The organism is Billgrantia aerodenitrificans, assembly GCF_021404405.1.
Classification (GTDB): Bacteria; Pseudomonadota; Gammaproteobacteria; order Pseudomonadales; family Halomonadaceae; genus Halomonas; species Halomonas aerodenitrificans.
Window position 1 is genome coordinate 155,775 of record NZ_JABFTV010000007.1, and the last position, 21,770, is coordinate 177,544.

Here is a 21,770-nt window from a genome sequence, read left to right on the forward strand (position 1 = left end):
CATGACGACCACCGCAGCCCTACGCGCCGGCCAGCCGTGGCCGATCCTGGCCTACGCCTTTCGCCCTTTCTTCCTGCTGGCCGCGCTCTATGCCCCGCTGACGTTACTGCCGTGGGTGGGGCTATTGCTGCATCAGGTATCGCTGCCGCTCGGCATGTCACCGCTGCTCTGGCATGGGCACGAGATGCTGTTCGGCTTCGTCGCGGCGGCCTTGGCCGGCTTTCTGCTCACGGCGGTGCCTTCCTGGGCCAAGGTCGAGCCGCTGATCGGTGCCAGGTTGGCCGGCCTGGTGGCACTGTGGCTGGCCGGACGTCTGGCGTTCTGGTTCGCCGGCTCGCTGCCGGGCTGGCTGGTGGCGACCATCAACCTGGCGTTTTCTCTCTGCGTGCTGGCCTGGGCACTGCCGGCGCTGCTCTCGCCCGAAGGGCGCCGGCACCTCAGCTTGGGCACTCTGGCGCTGCTCTTCGTGCTGGCCCAGGGGGGCTTCTATCTAGCCTGGCTGGGCCTGCTGCCGGGGCGCCTGGGTGCGCTGGACATGCTGCATCTGGCGGCCAACCTGCTATTGGTGATGATCGCTGTGACTGCCACTCGTATCGTGCGGGTGGTTTCGCAGGTGGCGGTAGGGGAGAGCGGGAGTCGGCGGTCGCTGCGCTTCACTCCTGCCCGTGAGCACTTGGCGGTGGCCACACTGTGCCTGTTCGTCTGCGCCGATCTGGTGGCTCGGGGGCATCCCGTCAGCGGCTGGGTCGCACTGGCCGCCGCCGCCGCTCAAGCTGACCGGCTCAGTGAGTGGCCCTGGGGGCGCGCCATGACCAAGCTCTATCTGCTGCTGCTCACGCTGGCCTACGTGTGGCTGATGCTGGGACTGGCCGTGGTGGGCGTAGCGGCGCTGGGGGAAAGCTTACCAGCCTACGCTGGGCGGCATCTGCTGTTCGTGGGAGCGGTAGCCGGCGCCGTGCTGGCGGTGTTTTGCATTGCCGGGCTGCGCCATACCGGTCGGCCCTTGGTGCTGCCACGCACCATCTGGCTCGTTCTCGCCTGTCTATTCCTGGGCACCGTAGCGCGCAGTGCAGTACCGGCGCTCTGGCCGCAGCACTACCTGCTCGGTAGCGTGGTGCTCCCTGCGTTGTGCTGGGGGTTCGCTTTTTGGCTCTATGCGCTGAGCTTCGCCCGCATGCTGCTCAGTGCTCGCCCCGATGGCTTGCCGGGCTAAGCCGACCTTGGTGGAATTGCCGAAAATTCTCAATAACGTAGAAACTGTCGATTAGCCTCTTTACGCAGGGGCGTGCTAGCTTTTGTCAGGTAAGCGGTCGGGCTCGCCCGGTACGCTCCGAAACAACCATAAACGATCCGGTTTCAGGACGGAGGAGATTCATGCGCGCTCTCAAATATGTCGCTGCCGCTTCGCTGATGGCCACGGCTCCGTTGGCTGCCGCTCAGCAGCTTTCCATCGCTACCGGCGGTACCGGCGGCGTGTACTATCCAATCGGCGGCGGCTTCGCCGAGATGATCAACAACCATATCGAAGGGGCCAGCGCCACGGCGGAAGTGACCGGCGCCTCGGTAGAGAACATGGGCCTGATCATGCGCGGCGATGCCGACCTGGCCCTGGCCCTGGCCGATACCGTCTACCAGGCCTACAACGGCACCGGTGACTTCGAAGGCCGTCAGATCGAGAACACCCGTGCGCTGGCGTCCGTCTACCCCAACGCCGTGCAGCTGGTCACCCTGGCCGATTCCGACATCCAGTCGCTGGAAGACCTGCGTGGCAAGCGCGTCTCAGTCGGCGCACCGGGCAGCGGTACCGAGCTCAACGCTCGCGCCCTGCTGGAAGCCAACGGCATCACCTATGACGATTTCCGCCCGCAGCGTCTGAACTTCAACGAGACCGCCGACGCCATCCGCGACGGCGACATCGACGCCGGCTTCTGGAGCGTGGGGCCGCCCACCAGCTCGATCCTCAACCTGGCGGCGACCCGTAGCATCCGCCTGGTCGGCTTCAGTGAGGAGGAGATCGAGAACGCCCGCGAAGTCGAGCCTACCTTCGCCGCTTATGAGCTGCGTGCCGGCATGTACGACGGCATGGACGAGGCGGTGCAGACCATCAGCATTCCCAACGTGCTGGTCGTCAACGCCGACATGGACGAAGAGCTGGCCTACCAGCTGACCAAACTGCTGTTCGAGAACACCGACGAGCTGATCGCCGTGCACCCGGCGGCCAACGATACCACCGTCGAGTTCAGCATCGACTCCACTCCGGTCCCGTTCCACGATGGCGCGCTGCGTTATTATGAGGAAGTGGGCGCCGAAGTGGCCGACCACCAGCGTCCGTAAGGCTCGTTCAGTCAGGCATCCACGATGCTTGCTGCGAACCTGCGCAGGAGTCGCCGAGCCCTCGGGCCGGCGACTTTCTGCGTGCTGACACTATGTGCCGCGAGCACGGCGGTCTGGGCCGATGCCTCGCATCTGGAAGTGCTCGACGATCACGGCCAGGCGCTGGTCTCGCTGCCGATGCCGGAAGGCGAGCGCTGGTGCATGGAGTGGAATCACTCCGTGACCGGTATTCGCGTGCAGGATTGCTATCGCCATCACCAAGGGAACATGGTACTGGAGCGTAGCCACCAGCCGGACTTCGCCGCTGGACTTGGCCACGTGCCGGGCCGGGGGCGCCAGGTCTCGGACGGCCAGGGCGGCTATTGGATCGAGGACATCGACGAGCCGGTGCCCGGCAACCGCTATCGATTGAGGGTCGGCTCTGCCAGAGTCGACCATAGACTGCTGCATGAGGGACGTCGGATCAGCCTGAGCGAACTGGCGGCCGGCGAGCGGGTGACGATCCACCTGCGCACCCCTGACTCCACCCCCTGAGAGGCGCGCATGAGCGAATCTGCCAACCCGCCCGTCACCGTACCCGGTGGCAATGCCATTCAGCCCCGACCGATCCTGTGGTTGATCACCCTGGTCGCCGTGGGGCTGTCGTTGTTCCAGCTCTACTCCGCCGGCATCCAGCCGCTGGGGCTGTTCTATCAGCGCAGCGTTCACCTGATGCTGATCATGATGCTGGCGTTCCTGATCTTTCCGGTGTTCGGCCCCAACCGCAAACGCGGTGTGCTGGGCTGGCTGATCGATGCGGCCTTCTTCGCCGGGGCCCTGATCACCGGTGGCTACATGGTGCTCTACCTGGACGAGATCATCCGCCGCGCCGGGTTCTGGAGCCAGACCGACATCATCGTCGGCTGCATTGCCGTGGTCACCGTGCTCGAGGCCAGCCGCCGTGCGGTAGGCCTGGGCATGACCATCATCGGTGCGATCGCCATTCTCTACGCCTTTGCCGGCCCGCGCGGCGAGCTGCCGTGGTTGGGTCAGTTCATGCCCGGCATTCTCGAGCACCGCGGCTACAACCTCGACCGGGTGGTGGGGCAGCTCTACCTGGGCCAGGAGGGCATCTTCGGCCTGCCGCTGGGGGTGGCGGCGACCTTCATCTTCGTCTTCGTGCTGTTCGGCGCCTTTCTCGAGAGTACCGGCGCCGGCAAGTTCTTCATCGATATGGCCTACGCCGCCACCGGCCGCCAGCGCGGCGGCCCGGCCAAGGCCGCGGTCATCGCCTCCGCCGGCATGGGCTCGATCTCCGGCAGCGCCATCGCCAACGTGGTGACCACCGGCGCCTTCACCATCCCCTTGATGAAGCGTCTGGGCTACAAGCCGCACCAGGCCGGCGGCATCGAGGCCGCGGCTTCCACCGGCGGTCAGATCATGCCGCCCTTGATGGGGGCCGGTGCCTTCCTGATCGCCGAGTACACCAATACGCCCTATCTGGACGTGGTCAAGGTGAGCATCCTGCCGGCGATCATGTATTTCGCCACCGTCTATCTGTTCGTGCACATCATCGCTCTCAAGCAGGGCATGCAGGGTCTGCCCCGCAGCGAGCTGCCGCAGATGCGCGACGTGCTGCGCGAGGGCTGGCACTTCCTGCTGCCACTGGCGGTACTGGTGTGGCTGTTGGCGATGCACATGTCGCCGATGCGGGTGGGCTTCTACGCGGTGGTGACCATGGTTGCCGTGGCCGCGCTGCGCTATACGATATGGTTCTTCTTCGTTGCACCGCGCCAGGGGCAGCCCGTCACCCTGGCCAGCACCGGACGCGTGATCTGGGCCGGCTTCGTCAAGCTGATCGAGGGGCTGGAGCTGGGCGCGCGCAATGCCGTGTCGGTTTCCCTGGCCTGTGCCGTGGCCGGCATCATCGTCGGCGTGGTGGGGCTCACCGGCCTGGGGCTCAAGTTCTCCGCCATGATGATGGCCTTCTCCGGCGGCAACATCGTGCTGGCGCTGCTGATGGTGCTGCTGGCCAGCCTGATCCTGGGCATGGGGCTGCCGGTCACCGCCAGTTACATCGTGCTGATCGTGCTGGTGGGGCCGGCCCTGACCGCCGAGTTCGGCATTCCGCTGCTGATCGCTCACCTGGTGGTGTTCTGGTATTCACAGGACTCCAACGTCACGCCACCGATAGCCTTGGCCGGCTTCGCCGGGGCGGCGATCGCCGGCTCCAAACCGATGGCGACCGGCGTGCAGGCGTGGAAGTTCGCCAAGGGGCTCTATCTGATCCCGATGTTCATGGTCTTCAATCCGGAGATCATCATGGGCGGCCCGCTGCACATCCTGGCTTGGAACGGGCTGATCGCGATATTGGCGCTTGGTGCCTTTGCTGCGGCGCTGGAGGGCTATCTCTTCACACGTATGTCGTGGCTACCGCGTATCGCCATCTCGGGGGCCATCGTGGCGGTGTTCTATCCCAACTTCATGGTGGAGGCCGTGGGGGTGGCGGTGATGATACTCGCCATTGGCGCCAACTGGCTGGCCAGCCGGCGTGAAATTCACTCGGCCGGAGCCGGGACGACGTGACTGAGGAGGCCGCCCGCGCGAGCGGGCGGCCGCTTGCCCGACTGGTCAAGATGACGGCGCCTGCGGGCGCCGTTAGAATACCTGCCCTTCGCCAACCAGCCTCATCACGGGAACCGCAAAATGTCATCCAGCGAGCAGCCACGCGTAGGCGTGATCATGGGGTCGAAATCCGACTGGCCGGTCATGGAGCACGCCGTGGCGATGCTCGAACGCCTGGGCGTGGCCTATGAGACCCGCGTGGTCTCGGCGCATCGCACCCCGGATCTGCTGTTCGACTATGCCAAGAGTGCCGCCGAACGCGGCCTGCAAGTGATCGTTGCCGGTGCCGGTGGGGCCGCCCACCTGCCGGGCATGGTGGCCTCGCAGACGGCGCTGCCGGTGCTGGGCGTGCCGGTGGAGTCCAAGGCGCTGAAGGGGCTCGATTCGCTGCTTTCCATCGTGCAGATGCCGGGCGGCATCGCCGTGGGCACACTGGCCATCGGCAAGGCCGGGGCGACCAATGCCGGCCTGCTGGCGGCGCAGATCGTCGGCTTGCAGGATGCCAAGGTGCGTGCCGCCGTGGAGGCGTTTCGCGCCGAGCAGACCCAGACGGTGCTCGACAACCCCGACCCCCGGCCCGCAGACGAATGAGTCGGCGAACCCGCATGAGCCAGCGAGAGGAGACTGCGACATGAATATTGGCGTACTCGGTGCCGGCCAGCTCGGCCGCATGCTGGCCCTGGCCGGCTACCCGCTGGCCAACCGCTTCACCTTCCTCGACACTACCGGTCACCCCAGCGCCGGGATCGGTGATGTGATGATCTATACCGATCAGCATCACCTGCTCGACGACTTCCTGGCCAAGGTCGACCTGGTCACCTACGAGTTCGAGCACCTGCCCGTGGCGCTGGTGCAGGCCATCGAGGAGGTCAAACCGGTCTACCCCTCGAGCGAGGCAATCCGCATCTGCCAGAACCGCGCCGAGGAGAAGACGCTGTTCGACCGCCTGGGCATTCCCACCCCCGCCTACCGCATCGTGGAGAGCGCCGAGGCGCTGGAAGCGGCGGCCCGCGAGCTGGGCACGCCGGTGGTGGCCAAGTCGGTCACCGAAGGCTACGACGGCAAGGGCCAGGCGGTGCTGCGCGACCCGGCCGAGGCGGCCGAGGCCTGGCGTTCGATCAATCATCCCAAGCTGATCGTCGAGGCCTTCGTCGACTTCGTGCGCGAGGTCTCGATCATCGCCGTGCGCGGCCGCGAGGGCGAGATGGCCTTCTACCCCATGGCCGAGAACCTGCACGTGGACGGCATCCTGCGTTACTCGCTGGCGCCGATGCCGGACCTCGACGAGGCAGTACAGCAGACCGCCGACGGCTACATTCGTGCGCTGCTCGACGAGCTCGACTATGTCGGCGTGCTGACCCTGGAGCTGTTCCAGACCCGTGACGGCAAGCTGCTGGCCAACGAGATGGCGCCCCGCGTACACAACTCCGGCCACTGGACCATGGACGGCGCGGTGACCAGCCAGTTCGAGAACCACCTGCGCGCGATACAGGGCCTGCCGCTGGGCGACACCTCGGCCCGCATGCCGACCTGCATGATCAACGTGATCGGCCAGGAGGGCGATCCGGCGGCGATACTCGCCATCTCCGACGCCCATCTGCACCGCTACGACAAGAGCGAGCGCCCCGGGCGCAAGCTCGCCCACGTCAACCTGCTGGCACCGACCCACGGCGAACTGCTGGAGAAAGTGCACGCCTGCGCCTGGCTGCTGCCCGAGGCGCCGGAGGCGCGCTTCAGCTTCGAGGACGCGTTCCGCCAGGGCAACCTGTAACACGGCAAGACGCAACGCAGCGGGCCCCGCCATTGGCGGGGCCCGCTGTTTTTTTGCCTCTCTCTTATGCGCCGATGATACCGCCGTCCTCTCGGGTAATCACCAGCGTCGCAGAACGCGGAATGGCGCTGCCGCCGTCCGGCCAGTGGCTGACCGACTCGCCGGCGGCGAACGCCTCGGCGCTGGTGGTGGCGCCGGGGTGCTGCACGTTGACGAACATGGTGCGCTGGTCCGGGGTGGTGATCACGCCGGTGATCTCCTGGCCGATGGGGCCGGTGAGGAAGCGTCGGATCTCGCCGGTCTCGGGGTTGGCGACGAGCATCTGGTTGTTGCCGAACACCTCGTGGATACCGGTGTTCATCACCGACTCGCTGATGTCGGTCTGGATCCATACGCGGCGATCCGGATCGATCCACAGCCCGTCGGGGCTGGCGAAGATTGTCTCCTGTTCCAGCGGCTCACCGGCCAGGTCGCGACCGCTCTCCTGATCCCCGGCCAGCACGAAAATATCCCACGCGAAGCGCTCGGCGGCGTGGGTGCCGTCCTCCTGCCAGCGAATGATGTGACCGAAGTGGTTCTCGGCACGGGGGTTGGCGGCGTCGACCTGCTCTTCGCTGCGGCGGGTGTTGTTGGTCAGAGTAAAGTAGACCTGGCCGGTGGCGGGGTCGACGGCACCCCACTCGGGGCGGTCCATCTTGGTCGCGCCGACATGGTCGGCCGCGCTGCGGGTGTTGACCAGGATGTCGGCCAGGTCGGCGAAGCCGTTCTCCGGCGTCAGGCCGTTCTGGCCCGGGGCCAAGGCCAGCCACTCGCCGCTGCCGTCGTCGTTGAACCTGGCGACGTAGAGCGTGCCTTCGTCGAGCAGCGAGCCGTCGGCGCTGGCGGCCTGATAGGGGCGCGCGGAGACGAACTTGTAGATGTACTCGAAGCGGGCGTCGTCGCCGGAGTAGGCCACCACCGGCTGGCCTTCCACTGCCGGGGCGAAGATCACCCCTTCATGGGCGAAACGGCCCAGGTGGGTGCGCTTGACCGGCGTGCTCTGCGGATCGAAGGGATCGACCTCCACCATGTAGCCGAAGGCGTGGGGTTCGTTGCGGTAGTCCTCGCTGGGCGAGGCGCCACGGGAAGTGGCATCGAAGCGCACGAACTCGTCGGCGCCGCCCTGGGCACGGTGCCATTGGTAACGGCCCTCGGCGCGGGTGGCAATGCCGTAGCGGCTCTGGCGACGGTCGATCTCGGCATCTTCGTTGGCGAAATAGCCGGCCCAGTTCTCTTCGGCGGCCAGGTAGGTGTTCCACGGGGTGACGCCGTGGGCGCAGTTGTTCAGGGTGCCGCGGGTCATGCTGCCGTCGGGGCTGTACTTCGTCACCACGTGCTCGGTGCCTGCCACCGGCCCGGCCAGCTGCATCGGTGTGAGGCCGGTGACCCGGCGGTTGAGGCGATCCTCCACCACCTGCCACTGGCCGTCGTCGCCCTGGCGCACCCGCACCACCGAGACGCCGTGGGCGTTGAGCTCCTTGCGCACCTGGTCGGCATCGCGGGAACCGTCCTCGTGCTGCGGGAAGCCGTCGGCGTCCAGCGCCAGCCCGGCCGCCGCAGCGTGCAGGAAGCGCGGCTCGACGTATTCGTGGTTGAGTACCAGCAGGCCGTCGCGGGAACTGCCGTCGATGGCGAAGAAGTGCATGCCGTCATGGTGACTGCCGATCTGGTGAGCCTGGTCTTCGCCGCTGGCGTCCAGCGAGAAGGCCGGCATGCTGCCGCTGATCGGCGTGCCCCAGGGAATGAAGGACTGTACCCGGTAGCCTTCCGGTACCACCACGCTGTCGCCGGTGCCGATCGGAATCGCCTTGAAGCCGATGCTCGGCGACGAGCTCCCGGCGGCCAGGGCGCGACCGAAGGGCAGGCTGGTGGCCATGGCGCCGGCGATGGCGGCTGCCAGGCTGCCACGCAGCAGCGTGCGACGGCTCATGCGTGCCGCCAGGATGTCACCGAAATAGGCATTGCCGGAGGCGTTGCTCGTCGGCTCGTCGCCGGCGGCCAGAATGGGGTCGACGTGACCGGGGAGATGAGGCTTAGTCATGAATTTGTCTCTCCTGGGGGCATGCTGCATGGCGCTTGCCAAAGGCTAGTGGGTCTTCGCCCGAAGCTAGTGGGTCTTCGCCCGAAGAGAGTGGCGACTGGGCGTTACAGCGGTATGACGGGTTGGTGGCGCTTCGATGACGCTAAAACACACCACCTGATATGGATCAATCATGCGTGAACAAATTACGTCTGGGCTTGAAGAGTGATGCCATTAGGCGACACTGATATCAGCATTCTAGCGGGGGGGACGATGCTACGACTGCCGAGACTGGGCGATAGCGCCTTGATCGTGGTGTTGTTGCTGCCATTGGCAGTGGCGCTGCCGCGTCTGGGTGGGCTGAGTGGGCCGCCCGAGCTGTGGTTGACCTGGGTCGGTCGTGTCACGGGCATCCTGGGGCTGGCCATGATGCTGCTGGCCGGGCTGGTGAGCTGCCGGGTGCCGGGCTTCGACAGACCTTTCGGCGGGCTGGCACGGCTCTGGCGCCTGCACCATTGGCTGGGTTTCGCGGCGTTCATCCTGATCATGGTCCACGTACTGGCGCTGGGTCTGGCGGCAGTGCCGGCCTCCTTGGATGCTGCGGTGGCCACGCTGTTTCCGCCACCTTCCCAGGGCGCCATATGGCTCGGCTGGCTGGCCTGGGTGGCGATGGTGGTGTTCCTGGCGCCGACCTTCGATTTCTTCGGCAAGCCTCACTACCAGCGCTGGAAGCGCCTGCATCTGGTTTCGGCGGTGGCGCTGCTGTTCGGGCTGTGGCATGCCTTGCTGCTGGCCGGAGAGGCCTGGCCGTGGTGGCTGCTCGGCATTGCCGGGCTGGGTGCCATTGCCTGGCGCAAGGGCGTAGCGCCGCAGCGGCGCCATCCCTACCGCATCGAGCAGGTGGTGTCACTGGCCCGCGGTGTGGTCGAGCTGGTGCTGCGCCCCGAGGGGAGCGGCATTCGCCATGCGGTGGGGCAGTTCGTCTATCTCACCCCGCTGGACGAGCGGCTTGCTGCCGGACGCGGTGAGGAGCACCCCTACACCATCGCCTCGGCGCCCTCGGATTCGCGGCTGCGCATCGGTATCAAGGATCTGGGCGATGCCAGCCACGCCCTGCAGACTGTGATGCCGGAAACACGGGTATTGATCGAAGGCCCCTACGGGGAGTTCTTCGAGCGGCGCTTCCCGCAGCGCGACATGCTCTGGCTCGGCGGCGGCATCGGTATCACACCGTTCGTTGCCGGTGCCCGTAACCTGGGTGCCGGATCCGTTCCCGACGTGCACGTACATCTGTTCTATCTGGCCAATAACCCGGATCGTGCCTATTACCGGCAAGAGTTCTGCGAGATTGCCGCGCGAGTCGAGGGGTTCGCCTATACCCAACACTACCATCGCGATCATGGACCTCTCACCGAGGCATTCCTGCGTGAGCACCGTCCCGACTTCGCCGAACGGGAGATATATCTCTGCGGCCCGCCCGGCATGAACGCTTATCTGCAGCGGCTATTGATCGAGCAGGGCATTCCCGCTGCACGCATTCACAGCGAGGTCTTCGATTTCCTATGAACAAGATCGCTTACAGCGCCTTCATTGCTTTCGTGGCCAGCCTCTTCACCCTTGTCTCCGTCAATGCGCTTTCCGGCAGCGACCGGGAGACGGTCGAGGACTTCGACCTGGAGTCGATCACCATGGAGGAGCTGGCCGAACATGGCAGCGCCGAGAGCTGCTGGAAGGCCATTCATGGTCGGGTCTACGACATCACCGACTACGTGCCCGATCATCCCACCGAGGAAGAGGTCCTGCTCGAGTGGTGCGGACGGGAGTCCACCGAGGGCTGGGACAACAAGCGCCCCGGTGTACCCCACAGCCCCAGGGCCGAGGCGATGCTCGAGCGCTACCTGATCGGCCGACTGGTGGATGACACGGCCGAGCCTCTCGAGCCCGGAGCGGGCGAGCCCGCTGGCGCCGTGGTGGAGAGGCAGGCCGGAGAAGCGACGTCGCCGGCCCAGGACGAGCGTCTGGCGCGCGCCTTGCTGGGGCTGCCGCTCGACGGACACTATCGCGGTGCCTTCACCGACCGGGGCAGCATTCAGGTCAACGTCACGTTCGATCTGCGCGATGGCCACATCGAATCGCTGGCCTATCGCCACCTGGCTTACCGTGGGGTGGATTATCTGGCCTTGGAAGAGGGCGATGAGCTGTATCCGGTCATGCTGCAGCATCGTCAGATAGCCGAGCGTCTGGAGGGCGCACCGGTCACCCGGATTTTCGCTCTCTACGAGCCCGAGTCGCTGGTGGATGACATCGATGGCTACAGCGGAGCGACCCTGCGTGGTGCCAAGGTGATCTCGGCCATTCGTGATGCCTTGAACCGCGGTGTCTATGCCTGGCCCTAGCAGGTGCGGCGGAGGTGGGGCCGCCGCCTGTGCTGGCGGCGGCTTGCGTTGAGGGGGATGGCTCGCTAATGGCGGCGGTATCAAGTAAATATAGCTCGGTCTAACAATTACACTCTCGGACCCTTGCATGCCTCTCCCGCTTCAGGATGAGCACCGCGAACTCGATGGCGCGCCGCTAACGGACATCTCCCATCGGCGCCGGTTGGCCCACGAGCAGGTGCACCTGCTGTATGAGCGTTTGTGGCAGCCGGTCCTGGCGAGCGTGCTGGCGGCCTCGCTGCTGGTGGCCGCCATGTGGTCGATCATGTCGCCCGGCATCCTCCTGGGCTGGTTCGCCGCGCTGGCGGTGGTGTCGGGAGCGCGCCTGTGGCTGGCCTGGTTCTACCACCGCCAGCCGGCTTGGCATCGGCAGCGCCGCCGCTGGCTGTTTCGTTTTGCCTGGGGGGCCGGTATCGCCGGCCTGCTCTGGGGAGCGGCTGGGCTTACGATGTTTACCACCGAGCATCAGGGACAGCTGGCGGCGCTGGCCATCGTGCTGACCGGTATCGCGGCGGGAGGCGTGACCACGCTCTCCTCGGTTGCCTGGATGGCGCCGCTGTTCGTGCTACCCACCATGCTCCCTCTGCTGGGGCAACTGCTGCTCCAAGGGACCTCGCTCTCTTGGCTGCTGGCCGCCATGGTGGTGCTGTTTCTGGGGCTGGTGCTGGTGACCAGCCGCCGCTTGAATCGCACCATCACCGACAACATCGCCCTGCGTCTGATCGTCTCCTCCCGCGAACAGCAGCTGCGCGTCAGCGAGGCGCGCTATCGCGCCATCTTCCGCCACACCCCGCTCGGCGTCATGCATTTCGACCGCGAAGGGCAAGTAGTGGACTGCAACGAGATGTGTCTCGACATCCTCGGCACCAGCCGGCAACGGCTGCTGGGATTGAACCTGCTGACCCAACTGAACGACGAGCGTGTGAGCGGCGCGATACGCGATGCCCTGGAAAGCGGCACCGGCTACTTCGAGGGTACCTATCGCGCCGTGGTCAGCGGCAAGCAGACGCCGCTGCGAGCCTTCTACAGCGCGCTGCGCAACGAGTCGGGCGACGTGGTGGGCGGGGTCGGAATCATCGAAGACTTCACCGAGCGCAAGCTGGCCGAGGAGACCATCCATCGCCAGGCCTACTTCGACCCGCTGACGGAACTGCCCAATCGCCGCCTGCTGATCGAGACGCTGGCCTCCACCATTCGTGACCGGCGCGATGACGGTCGCGTCGGCATGGTGCTGTTCCTCGACCTGGACCGCTTCAAGATCATCAACGACACTCTTGGCCACGCGGTGGGTGACGAGCTGCTGCGTCAGGTGAGCAAGCGGCTCTTGCTGAGTATCGACAAGGACGCCATGGCAGCGCGGCTCAGCGGCGACGAATTCGTCGTGCTAATGCCGGCGCTGAGTGCCGACCGGGAGATGGAGCTGAAGCGGGCCGAGCACCGGGCCGAACGCCTGCTGTCGACCCTGCGTCGCACCTACGACCTCGGCGGGCAGCGAATCAGTGTGACGCCGAGTATCGGCTACACCCTCTTTCCGCTGGGCGACGAAGACGTCGGCGACGTGCTGCGCCATGCCGACACCGCCATGTATCAGGCCAAGCTCAAAGGGCGAGCCCAGATCTGTGGCTATGAGCCCGCGATGCAGACCCAGCTCAGCTGGCGCCTCGAAATGGAGCAGGCGCTGCGCCGCGCCCTGTCGGAGGATCAATTGAGTATCGCCCTCCAGCCCCAGCTCGACGAGCAGGAGCGGATCATCGGCGCTGAGGCGTTGATGCGCTGGAAGCATCCCCGCCATGGCTCGGTTTCGCCCGAGGTATTCATCGCCATCGCCGAGGAGAGCGATCTCATCGTCGAGCTGGAAACCTGGATGCTGGACCGCTGCTGCAAATTGTTGGCGCACCTGCCAGTGGCGGTTCTTCCACGCCTGTCGGTCAACATCAGCGTGCGCCACTTCAGCCAGCCCGGCTTCGTCGAGGGGCTCACCTGGGTGACGGGCACCCACGGCATCGACCCGGCGCGGCTGATGGTGGAGCTGACCGAGAGCATCATGATCGACGGGCTGCAGGATGCCGTCGAGCGTATGCGGGCGCTCAAGCGACTAGGGGTCAAGCTGGCGCTGGACGATTTCGGTACCGGCTTTTCTTCACTTGCCTATCTGAAGTCGCTGCCGCTGGACGAGCTCAAGATCGACCGCAGTTTCGTCAGCAACCTCGATACCGACGGCAACGATGCCGCCATCGTGGAAACGGTGCTGGCCATGGCCCAGCATCTCGGCATCGACGTGGTGGCGGAAGGGGTTGAGAATCGGGCGCAGCAGGAGTACCTGCTGGCTCGGGGCTGCCGCCTGTTCCAAGGCTACCTTTTCTACCAGCCCATGAGCGTCGAGGCGTTCGAGGAGCTGCTGACCGGCAGTGAAGTCGAGACCGAGGTCGGCGAGGGCTAGGCTCTGAATGGCCGGCTCAGCCCAGCGCGCCGCTGGCCCAGAGCCACAGTGCGATCAGGGCGAAGTGGCCCGGATACCAGGTCAGCCATAGGCGACGGGGCATGGCGAGGGGCACGTCGGGCGTCAGGCGATGGGCACCGGCGGCAAGCCACAGCACGGCGAGGCAGGTGGCCACGGTGAACGACTTGGCCATGTCGGAGCTGTTCATCAGGCCCGCTACGATCAGCACCGGCGCCGCCAGCGCTACCGCCTGCAGGCGTTCGACCAGGCTTTCCCCGGCACCATGCAAATGATGCATGGCGAGCATGAACAAGGGGATCAGCAGCAGGCCGCGGTGGCCGTATTCGACCCAGCCGCCTAGCAGATACCAGAGCGCCAGGGTGGCGGCCACTGCGGCCCCTAACCAGACGCTGCCCAGACTGCCGCTGCGGTGGCGTGCGAGCAGATCGCGTAGCCAGGCGCCCCAGGCCAGCCCCAGCGCCAGGGTGAAGCAGACATTCAGGATGAAGGCATCCGAGGCCCGCGGCATCATCATGTAGGGCAATTGGGCAGCGATGCCGATGATCAGGATGCGCCGTGCGTAACGTAGCGGGTTACGGGTATTGAACAGACCATGCCAGGCGACCATGGCAGCGAACAGTGGAAAGGCGATACGGCCGATGGATGAGCCGGCCCAGCCGAGCTCCCAGGCACTGGGGAAGACGTAGCGGGTCAGGTGATCGACGGTCATGGTGGCAAGAGCCAGCCACTGCCCCCAGCCCGTCCAGGTGGAGATGGGGCGATCCGGCGCCGTGCTGGAAGCGGCCTGTGCGGTCATCCTGACCTCCTTGTCGGCAATGAAACTCTCATTATAACAACCCCCTGTGACCGGGCCGCACCGCTGGAGTTCCGCACCAGGCAGGGGCAGTAGGGAGAATCACGGCAATGCGCAGCGGCTTCGGTTTCGATCTTCGCAGCATGGAGATCTTCGTCGAGACCCTGGAGCAGGGCAGCCAGAGTGCGGCGGCTCGGCGGCTGGGGCTCAAGCAGTCCTCGGTATCGCAGAGTCTGGCCAATCTGGAGGAGAGCATGGGCGTGTCGCTGTTCAAGCGCCACACCCGCCCCCTCGAGCCGACCAGCGCAGGGCGCTTCTTCTACGACCGTGCCAAGCGCCTGCTCGACGAGGCGCGCAGCACCCGCCGCGAACTGGTCAGCGGCGGTTTCGGTCAGCTGCATCAGGTGCGTCTGGCACTGGTCGACTCGCTGGCCACCGCCGTGGGCCAGCCCCTGATCGAACTGATCCGCCGCTACACCCGCGACTATACCCTGACCACGGGGTTGTCGCACATGCACGGCCACTCCCTGCTCACGCGCCATGTGGATATCATCATTTCCGATGACCGCCTGGAGAACTACGATGGCCTGGAGCGCCACGCCCTGCTGCGCGAGCCCTTCGTGCTGGTGGTGCCGCTCAGTTGGAGCGGCCCGCTGGACAACCTGCGCTGGCTGGCCCGTCATCTGGACTTCGTGCGCTATACGCCGCAGTCGCTGATCGGACAGGCCATCGAGCGTCATCTGCGCCTTAATCAGCTGGAGCTGCCGGCCCGGCTGCATCTCGACAACACCTTCGCCGTGCTGCGCCTGGTCAGTGCCGGCGCGGGCTGGACCATCACCACGCCGCTGTGTCTCTATCAGGCCGGACTCGACAGCCTGCAGGTCACCGTGGCGCCGCTACCGCTGGCGCCGCTGACCCGGGAACTGACCCTGGTGGCGAGGCGCGACGAGCTGGGTGAGCTGCCAGCGCTGCTGGCCCGCGACAGCCGTCGCCTGTTGGAGCAGCGTTTCCGTACCCAACTGGAGCGGGTGCTGCCCTGGCTGGCGCCCGAGGTTTCCGTCCAGCCCTAAGTGCACAAATGCCTGCGTGAGCGAATCGCTGCGTTGCGTCGAACGCGTGCATCGGCCGTCGCGTCTGCTGCGTCACGGGGCACTATCGATTTTACCCATAGTGCCGTCGTCCCGATTGCCGATGCTCTTTGCGCCTTTTCGTTACATGCGCAAAGACTGCATCGATACGGGACGAAACCAGGATCGGTGCCGGACGATGCCAAGAACAATAATGCTCTACGTGCGCTGGGTGGATGCGTTCAACCGGGTGGTGGGACGCATCGTCATGTTCATGATCTTCGTGATGATCGGTGTGCTGCTCTACGCCTCGGTGGCACGTACCGCCTTTAACAGCCCGCTGATCTGGAGCATCGAGGTCTCGCAGTTCCTGATGTCCTCCTACTACCTGTTGGGCGGCGCCTACGCCATGCAGATGGGCGCCCACGTGCGCATGGACCTGTTCTACTCACGCTGGTCCGACCGCACTCGCGCCTGGGTCGATGCACTTACCATCATGCTGCTCATCGTCTTTCTCGGTGCGCTGCTGTTTGGCGGCATTTCCAGCACCGAGTACGCCCTGCGCTACGGCGAGAAGAGCTACTCCGCCTGGGCGCCACGGCTGGCGCCGATCAAGATCGTGATGACCTTCGGCGTGTTCCTCATGCTGCTGCAGAGCGTCTCGACCCTGTTCAAGGACATCGCCCGTGCGCGCGGCGTCCCCCTGGACCGAACGTATGGTGCCGTGGAGAAAGGGGCGGGCGAATGAGCTACGAGATGATCGCTCTGCTGATGTTCTCCACCATGATGCTGCTGCTGCTCACCGGGCAGCGGGTGTTCGGCGTGATCGGTTTCGTCGGCGCCACCGCGGCGCTGCTGCTGTGGGGTCAGGGTGGGGTGGAGATGCCGTTCAGCGCCGCCATTCAGCTGATGAACTGGTACCCGCTGCTGACCCTGCCACTGTTCATCTACATGGGCTACATGCTCTCCGAGTCGGGCATCGCCGGCGAACTCTACGAGATGTTCCACGTCTGGATGGGCTCGCTCAAGGGCGGTCTTGCCGTGGGTACCATCGGGCTGATGGTGGTGGTCTCGGCGATGAATGGCCTGAGCGTGGCGGGCATGGCCATCGGCGCCACCATCGCCCTGCCGGAGCTACTGCGGCGGGGCTATGACAAGGTGATGGTCACCGGGGTGATCCAGGCCGGCAGCTCCTTGGGCATACTGGTGCCGCCCAGCGTGGTGCTGGTGCTCTACGGCATGATCGCGCGCCAGCCGGTCAGCCAGCTATGGCTGGCCGGGGCCATTCCGGGGCTTATCCTCGCCGGGCTGTTCGTACTCTATATCGTCATTCGCTGTCACCTGCAGCCGCATCTGGGGCCGGCGCTGCCCGCCGAGGAGCGCCAGATGAGCCTGGGCGAGAAGCTCAAGCTGCTGCGCGCCGGCATCCTGCCGCTGCTGATCTTCTTCTTCATGACCGGGCTGTTCTTGATGGGCGTGACCAGCCTGGTGGAGAGCTCGGCGGTGGGGGCGGTGTCGGCAACCCTGGCGGCGCTGATCAAGCGCCGCCTCACCTGGAAGGTGATCGAGAGCACCGTGCGCAAGACCCTGGGCATCAGCTGCATGTTCATGTGGATCATCCTGGCGGCGCTCTGCTTCGGCGCGGTGTTCGACGGCCTGGGCGCGGTGCGCGCCATCGAGAACGTCTTCCTCGACCGGGTCGGCATGAGCCCGTGGCAGATACTGGTGATGATGCAGCTCTCCTACATCCTGCTCGGCATGTTCCTCGACGACACCGCCATGCTGGTGATCGTGGCGCCGCTCTACGTGCCGCTGGTGATCAGTCTCGGCTTCGACCCCATCTGGTACGGCGTGCTCTACACCATCACCGTGCAGATCGCCTACATGACCCCGCCGTTCGGCTACAACCTGTTCCTGATGCGCGCCATGGCGCCGCCGGAGGTGTCGCTCGGCGACATCTACCGCAGCGTCTGGCCCTTCGTCGGCATCATGCTGATCGGGCTGGCGCTGATCACCATCTTCCCGCAGCTGGCGCTGTGGCTGCCGCATCTTTATCGCGGCTACTGACCCTGGAGGTGAACCCGGCACGACGAACGAGCAGTGCGTTTCTTCCCACGATTTCTTCCCGCAGTTTCCACAACAAGCAGAAAAGCAGGAGAAGAGAGATGACCAACCGTCGCGATTTCCTAAAGAAGGCGGGCCTGGCCACCGCCGCCACCGTAGGGGCCTCGACCCTTGCGGCGCCCTACGTGCATGCCCAGCGCCGGCCGATCCGCTGGCGCCTGCAGACCTATGCCGGCCCGGCGCTGGCCGCCCACGTGATCAAGCCCTCCATCGACGCCTTCAACAAGGCCGCCAACGGCGAGATGGAAATCGAGCTCTACTATGCCGACCAGCTGGTGCCCACCGGCGAGCTGTTCCGCGCCATGCAGCGCGGCACCATCGATGCCGTGCAGAGCGACGACGACTCGATCAACGCCCCGGTGGACGTCTCGGTGTTCGGCGGCTACTTCCCCTTCGCCTCGCGCTACAGCCTCGACGTGCCGGCGCTGTTCCATCACTACGGGCTCAAGGAGATCTGGGAGGAGGCCTACGGCGAGATCCCCGGGGTCACCTGGCTCGGCTCCGGCGCCTGGGACCCCTGCAACTTCGTCACCCGCGACCCGATCCGCAGCCTCGAGGACCTGCGCGGCAAGCGCGTGTTCACCTTCCCCACCGCGGGGCGCTTCCTCAGCCGCTTCGGCGTGGTGCCGGTGACTCTGCCGTGGGAGGACATCGAGGTCGCCATGCAGACCCGCGAGCTCGACGGCATCGCCTGGGCCGGCATCACCGAGGCCTACACCGTGGGCTGGGCCGACGTCAGCAACTACTACCTGACCAACAACATCTCCGGCGCCTGGGCCGGCTCCTACTTCGCCAACACCGATCGCTGGAACGAGGTGCCCGAGCATCTGCAGACCCTGTTCAAGCTGTGCATGGACAGCTCCCACTACTACCGCCAGCACTGGTACTGGTGGGGCGAGGCCCACTACCGCACCACCGGCGGCAAGCTGGAGCTGACCTCGATACCGGAATCGGAGTGGCAGCAGTTGGAGGACGAGGCGCTGGCCTTCTGGGACGAGATCGCTCAGGAGAGCGAGCGCAGCGCCCGGGTGGTGCAGATCCTCAAGGATTATCGTCAGACCATGCAGCAGGCGGGCCCGCCTTACCGCTATGGTTGAGGGTAGGGGGCGGGTGCCCTGGTGCCCGCCCCGCCTGAAGTATCGAAGCAACGAGCGATAACGACAACGACAAGAGGCGTGAGGAAGCCAAGATGAGCCGACTCCAGGCAAGAGACGTAAGAAACGCCGACGACGCCCGGCGTATCGTCGAGCAGCGCGGGCTGAGCCACGTCAAGGTAGGCATGTTCGACATCGACGGCGTGATGGTCGGCAAGTACATGCGCCGCGACAAGTTCTTCCACGCCCTGAGCGAAGGCTTCGCCTTCTGCGACGTGGTGCTGGGCTGGGACAGCAAGGACGAGCTCTACGACAACGTGAAGTACACCGGCTGGCACACTGGCTACCCCGACGCCGCGCTGCGGCTGATTCCCGAGAGCTGCCGCGAGCTGCCCTGTGAGGGCGACATGCTGCTGTTCCTGGCCGAGTTCATCGGCCCGGCCGGGGAGATCTGCCCCCGCGGGCTGCTGCGCCGGGTGCTGGCCAAGGCCGAGGAGATGGGCTTTACCGCCTGCGGCGCGCTGGAGTACGAGTTCTTCCTGTTCCACGAGACCCCCGAGTCGGTGCGCGAGAAGGGCTTTCGCAACCTCAAGCCCTTCACGCCGGACATGATGGGCTACTCGATGCTCAGAAGCTCGGTGCACGGCGAGCTCTACCACGAGCTGCTGGCCATGGCCGAAGCGATGGACTTCCCCATCGAGGGGCTGCACACCGAGACCGGCCCCGGCGTGCTGGAGGCGGCGATCCGCGTCGACGAGGCGTTGGCCGCCGGCGACAAGGGCGCGCTGTTCAAGACCTTCACCAAGGTGTGGGCGCAGCGACGCGGGTTGATGGCCACCTTCATGGCCAAGTGGTCGCCGGACTACCCCGGCCAGAGCGGCCACATCCACCTCTCGCTGAATCGCACCGACAGCGGCGAATCGGCCTTCTTTGATGCCGACAAGCCCCATGGCATGAGCGACATCCAGCGCCACTTCGTCGCCGGCCAGCAGCAGCTGATGCCGGAATTCCTGGCCATGTTCGCCCCCACGGTGAACAGCTACACCCGCCTGATCCCCGGCTTCTGGGCGCCCACCGATGCCACCTGGGGGGTGGAGAACCGCACCACCGCACTGCGGGTGATTCCCGGCAGTGCCAAGTCGCAGCGGGTCGAATACCGCCTGGGCAGCGCTGACGCCAACCCTTACCTGGCGCTGGCCGCGGCGATCGGCTCGGGCCTCTACGGCATCGAGCACCAGCTCGAGCCCGACGAGATGGTGACCGGCAACTCCTACGAGCTGGCTCACCCAGAGCATCAGGCGCTGTCGCGCACGCTGTGGGAGGCCGCCCAGCGCTTGAAGGCTTCCGACGCGGCGCGCAGCCTGTTCGGCGATGCCTTCGTCGAGCACTTCGCGGCCACCCGTGAATGGGAAGAGCGCCAGTTCCGTCGCCATATTACCGATTGGGAGTTAGACCGCTATTTCGAAATCATATGAGGTTGGGCCGGCTGCACGACGCCAGCACTGCGTTGGAGCGCCTCGAAATCTGCTCATTGGCTACAGCCAACTCCGCGATTTCTCGTTGCTCCGCCTTGTTCTGACGCCGTTCGCTCGGCCCCGAAAGGGTTGATGAAACGGATTTGATAGCAGGAGTACGCCAAGTGGGCATACAGAAGACGATTTCTCCGGTCGACGGCTCCGTCTACGTCGAGCGGGAGCTGGCCGATCCGGCACGGGTCGAGGCGGTACTGGAGCGGGCGGTAACGGCGCAGCAGCCCTGGCGCGAGACGAGCCTCGCCGAGCGCGCGCGGCTGTGTTCGAGGATGGTCGATGCCTTCGTCGCCCGGCGCGACGAGCTGGCGCTGGAGCTGACCTGGCAGATGGGCCGGCCGATTGCCGTGGCCGGCGGCGAGATCGGCGGCTTCGAGGACCGGGCGCGCAGCATGATCGCCATGGCTGAGGAGGCCCTGGCGCCGATCCGCCTGGCCGACAGGCCGGGCTTCACCCGCTACATCACCCGCGAGCCGCTGGGGGTGTCGTTCATCGTCGCGCCCTGGAACTTCCCCTTCATGACCGCGGTGAATGCCGTGGTGCCGGCGATCATGGCCGGCAACACAGTGATCCTCAAGCACTCCGCCCAGACCCCGCTGTGCGCCGAGCGCATCCAGCAGGCCTTCGACGAGGCCGGGCTGCCGGCGGGTGTGTTCCAGCACTTGCACCTTTCCCATGATGCCGCCGAGGCGGTGATTCGCGACGCCCGCATCGCCCACGTCTCCTTCACCGGCTCGGTGGCCGGCGGGGCGATGGTCGAGCGCAACGCCGCCGGGCGCTTCATCGCCACCGGCCTGGAGCTAGGCGGCAAGGACCCGGCCTACCTCCGCGCCGATGTCAACCTGGACGAGGCGGTGCCCGGGGTGATGGACGGCGCCTTCTTCAACTCGGGGCAGAGCTGCTGCGGCATCGAGCGCATCTACGTGCACTCCTCGATCTACGACGACTTCGTCGAGCGCGCGGTGGCCTGGGTGCGCCAGCTGCGACTCGGCAATCCCTCTGACCCCGACACCACCCTGGGGCCGCTGGTGCGTCCGGCGGCGGCGGACTTCGTGCGCGGCCAGATCGAGGAGGCGGTGGCCGCCGGCGCCAGGGCCTGGATCGACCCTGGCGACTATCCGCTGTCGCGGCCGGGCAGCGCCTACCTGGCGCCGCAGGTGCTGACCGAGGTCGATCATTCGATGCGGGTGATGCATGAAGAGAGCTTCGGTCCGGTGGTCGGCATCATGCCGGTGGCGGACGACGACGAGGCCGTGCGGCTGATGAACGACAGCGACTTCGGCCTCACCGCGGCGGTCTACACCCGCGACCTGGCGACAGGCGAGGCCATTGCCCGGCGTCTGCAGGCCGGCACCGTCTTCACCAATCGCTGCGACTACCTCGATCCGGAGCTAGCCTGGACCGGCGTCAAGCGGTCGGGGCGCGGCTGTTCGCTGTCCCGTGTCGGCTACGAGACGCTGACTCGACCCAAGTCGTTCCACCTCAAACACGCCTGAGCC

At 66.0% G+C, this 21,770-nt stretch carries 17 protein-coding genes; 15 read left to right on the forward strand and 2 right to left on the reverse strand.

Features of this window, described 5'->3' with window-relative positions:
* Window position 1: 1 nt before the first annotated feature.
* The 6 genes from HOP59_RS14480 (at window position 2) to HOP59_RS14505 (ending at window position 6,709) form a co-directional block, all read left to right on the forward strand.
* On the forward strand, window positions 2-1,213 hold the full coding sequence (locus tag HOP59_RS14480) for an NnrS family protein (protein WP_234254426.1): 1,212 nt from the start codon (window positions 2-4) through the stop codon (window positions 1,211-1,213).
* Between the two features lie 161 nt (window positions 1,214-1,374).
* Window positions 1,375-2,334 carry a TAXI family TRAP transporter solute-binding subunit gene (locus HOP59_RS14485; RefSeq protein ID WP_086508323.1) on the forward strand — a complete coding sequence of 320 codons (960 nt, stop codon included), beginning with the start codon at window positions 1,375-1,377 and terminating at the stop codon, window positions 2,332-2,334.
* 81 nt (window positions 2,335-2,415) lie between these two features.
* A complete protein-coding gene (locus tag HOP59_RS14490; protein WP_103968576.1) occupies window positions 2,416-2,868 on the forward strand; it encodes a DUF1850 domain-containing protein in 453 nt (150 codons plus the stop codon).
* A gap of 9 nt (window positions 2,869-2,877) precedes the next feature.
* Window positions 2,878-4,899, forward strand: a complete 2,022-nt coding sequence (locus HOP59_RS14495) for a TRAP transporter permease (RefSeq protein WP_234254427.1) — start codon at window positions 2,878-2,880, stop codon at window positions 4,897-4,899.
* Window positions 4,900-5,019: 120 nt separating this feature from the next.
* On the forward strand, window positions 5,020-5,529 hold the full coding sequence (purE, locus tag HOP59_RS14500) for a 5-(carboxyamino)imidazole ribonucleotide mutase (RefSeq protein ID WP_234254428.1): 510 nt from the start codon (window positions 5,020-5,022) through the stop codon (window positions 5,527-5,529).
* A gap of 40 nt (window positions 5,530-5,569) precedes the next feature.
* Window positions 5,570-6,709 carry a 5-(carboxyamino)imidazole ribonucleotide synthase gene (locus HOP59_RS14505; protein ID WP_234254429.1) on the forward strand — a complete coding sequence of 380 codons (1,140 nt, stop codon included), beginning with the start codon at window positions 5,570-5,572 and terminating at the stop codon, window positions 6,707-6,709.
* Between the two features lie 64 nt (window positions 6,710-6,773).
* Here HOP59_RS14505 and HOP59_RS14510 read toward each other — a convergent pair whose 3' ends face one another.
* The gene (locus HOP59_RS14510; RefSeq protein ID WP_234254430.1) at window positions 6,774-8,789 is read right to left on the reverse strand and encodes a PhoX family protein; all 2,016 of its coding nucleotides are present in this window, start codon (window positions 8,787-8,789) and stop codon (window positions 6,774-6,776) included.
* 252 nt (window positions 8,790-9,041) lie between these two features.
* Between HOP59_RS14510 and HOP59_RS14515 the strand changes: the two genes are divergently transcribed.
* The 3 genes from HOP59_RS14515 (at window position 9,042) to HOP59_RS14525 (ending at window position 13,643) form a co-directional block, all read left to right on the forward strand.
* Window positions 9,042-10,334 (forward strand): ferredoxin reductase family protein, encoded by a 1,293-nt coding sequence (locus HOP59_RS14515; protein WP_234254431.1) that lies wholly within the window; start codon window positions 9,042-9,044, stop codon window positions 10,332-10,334.
* Window positions 10,331-11,164 (forward strand): cytochrome b5 domain-containing protein, encoded by an 834-nt coding sequence (locus tag HOP59_RS14520; protein WP_234254432.1) that lies wholly within the window; start codon window positions 10,331-10,333, stop codon window positions 11,162-11,164. Before HOP59_RS14515 ends, HOP59_RS14520 begins: the two co-directional genes overlap by 4 nt.
* A 127-nt stretch (window positions 11,165-11,291) precedes the next feature.
* The gene (locus HOP59_RS14525) at window positions 11,292-13,643 is read left to right on the forward strand and encodes a putative bifunctional diguanylate cyclase/phosphodiesterase (protein ID WP_234254433.1); all 2,352 of its coding nucleotides are present in this window, start codon (window positions 11,292-11,294) and stop codon (window positions 13,641-13,643) included.
* 16 nt (window positions 13,644-13,659) lie between these two features.
* On the opposite strand, the gene HOP59_RS14530 is transcribed toward HOP59_RS14525, so the two are convergent.
* Window positions 13,660-14,460: a TraX family protein gene (locus HOP59_RS14530; RefSeq protein ID WP_234254434.1), complete on the reverse strand. Its 801-nt coding sequence runs from the start codon at window positions 14,458-14,460 to the stop codon at window positions 13,660-13,662.
* Window positions 14,461-14,567: 107 nt separating this feature from the next.
* On the opposite strand from HOP59_RS14530, the gene HOP59_RS14535 reads away from it, so the two are divergent.
* The 6 genes from HOP59_RS14535 (at window position 14,568) to HOP59_RS14560 (ending at window position 21,767) form a co-directional block, all read left to right on the forward strand.
* Window positions 14,568-15,527 carry a LysR family transcriptional regulator gene (locus HOP59_RS14535; RefSeq protein WP_234254435.1) on the forward strand — a complete coding sequence of 320 codons (960 nt, stop codon included), beginning with the start codon at window positions 14,568-14,570 and terminating at the stop codon, window positions 15,525-15,527.
* Window positions 15,528-15,723: 196 nt separating this feature from the next.
* A complete protein-coding gene (locus tag HOP59_RS14540; RefSeq protein WP_234254436.1) occupies window positions 15,724-16,272 on the forward strand; it encodes a TRAP transporter small permease subunit in 549 nt (182 codons plus the stop codon).
* Window positions 16,269-17,591: a TRAP transporter large permease gene (locus HOP59_RS14545; RefSeq protein ID WP_234254437.1), complete on the forward strand. Its 1,323-nt coding sequence runs from the start codon at window positions 16,269-16,271 to the stop codon at window positions 17,589-17,591. Before HOP59_RS14540 ends, HOP59_RS14545 begins: the two co-directional genes overlap by 4 nt.
* A 98-nt stretch (window positions 17,592-17,689) precedes the next feature.
* Complete coding sequence (locus tag HOP59_RS14550; protein WP_234254438.1) at window positions 17,690-18,745, forward strand: twin-arginine translocation signal domain-containing protein; 1,056 nt, start codon at window positions 17,690-17,692, stop codon at window positions 18,743-18,745.
* A 92-nt stretch (window positions 18,746-18,837) separates the two neighbouring features.
* Window positions 18,838-20,217: a glutamine synthetase family protein gene (locus HOP59_RS14555; RefSeq protein WP_234254439.1), complete on the forward strand. Its 1,380-nt coding sequence runs from the start codon at window positions 18,838-18,840 to the stop codon at window positions 20,215-20,217.
* Window positions 20,218-20,381: 164 nt separating this feature from the next.
* Window positions 20,382-21,767: an aldehyde dehydrogenase family protein gene (locus HOP59_RS14560; RefSeq protein ID WP_234254440.1), complete on the forward strand. Its 1,386-nt coding sequence runs from the start codon at window positions 20,382-20,384 to the stop codon at window positions 21,765-21,767.
* Window positions 21,768-21,770: the final 3 nt, after the last annotated feature.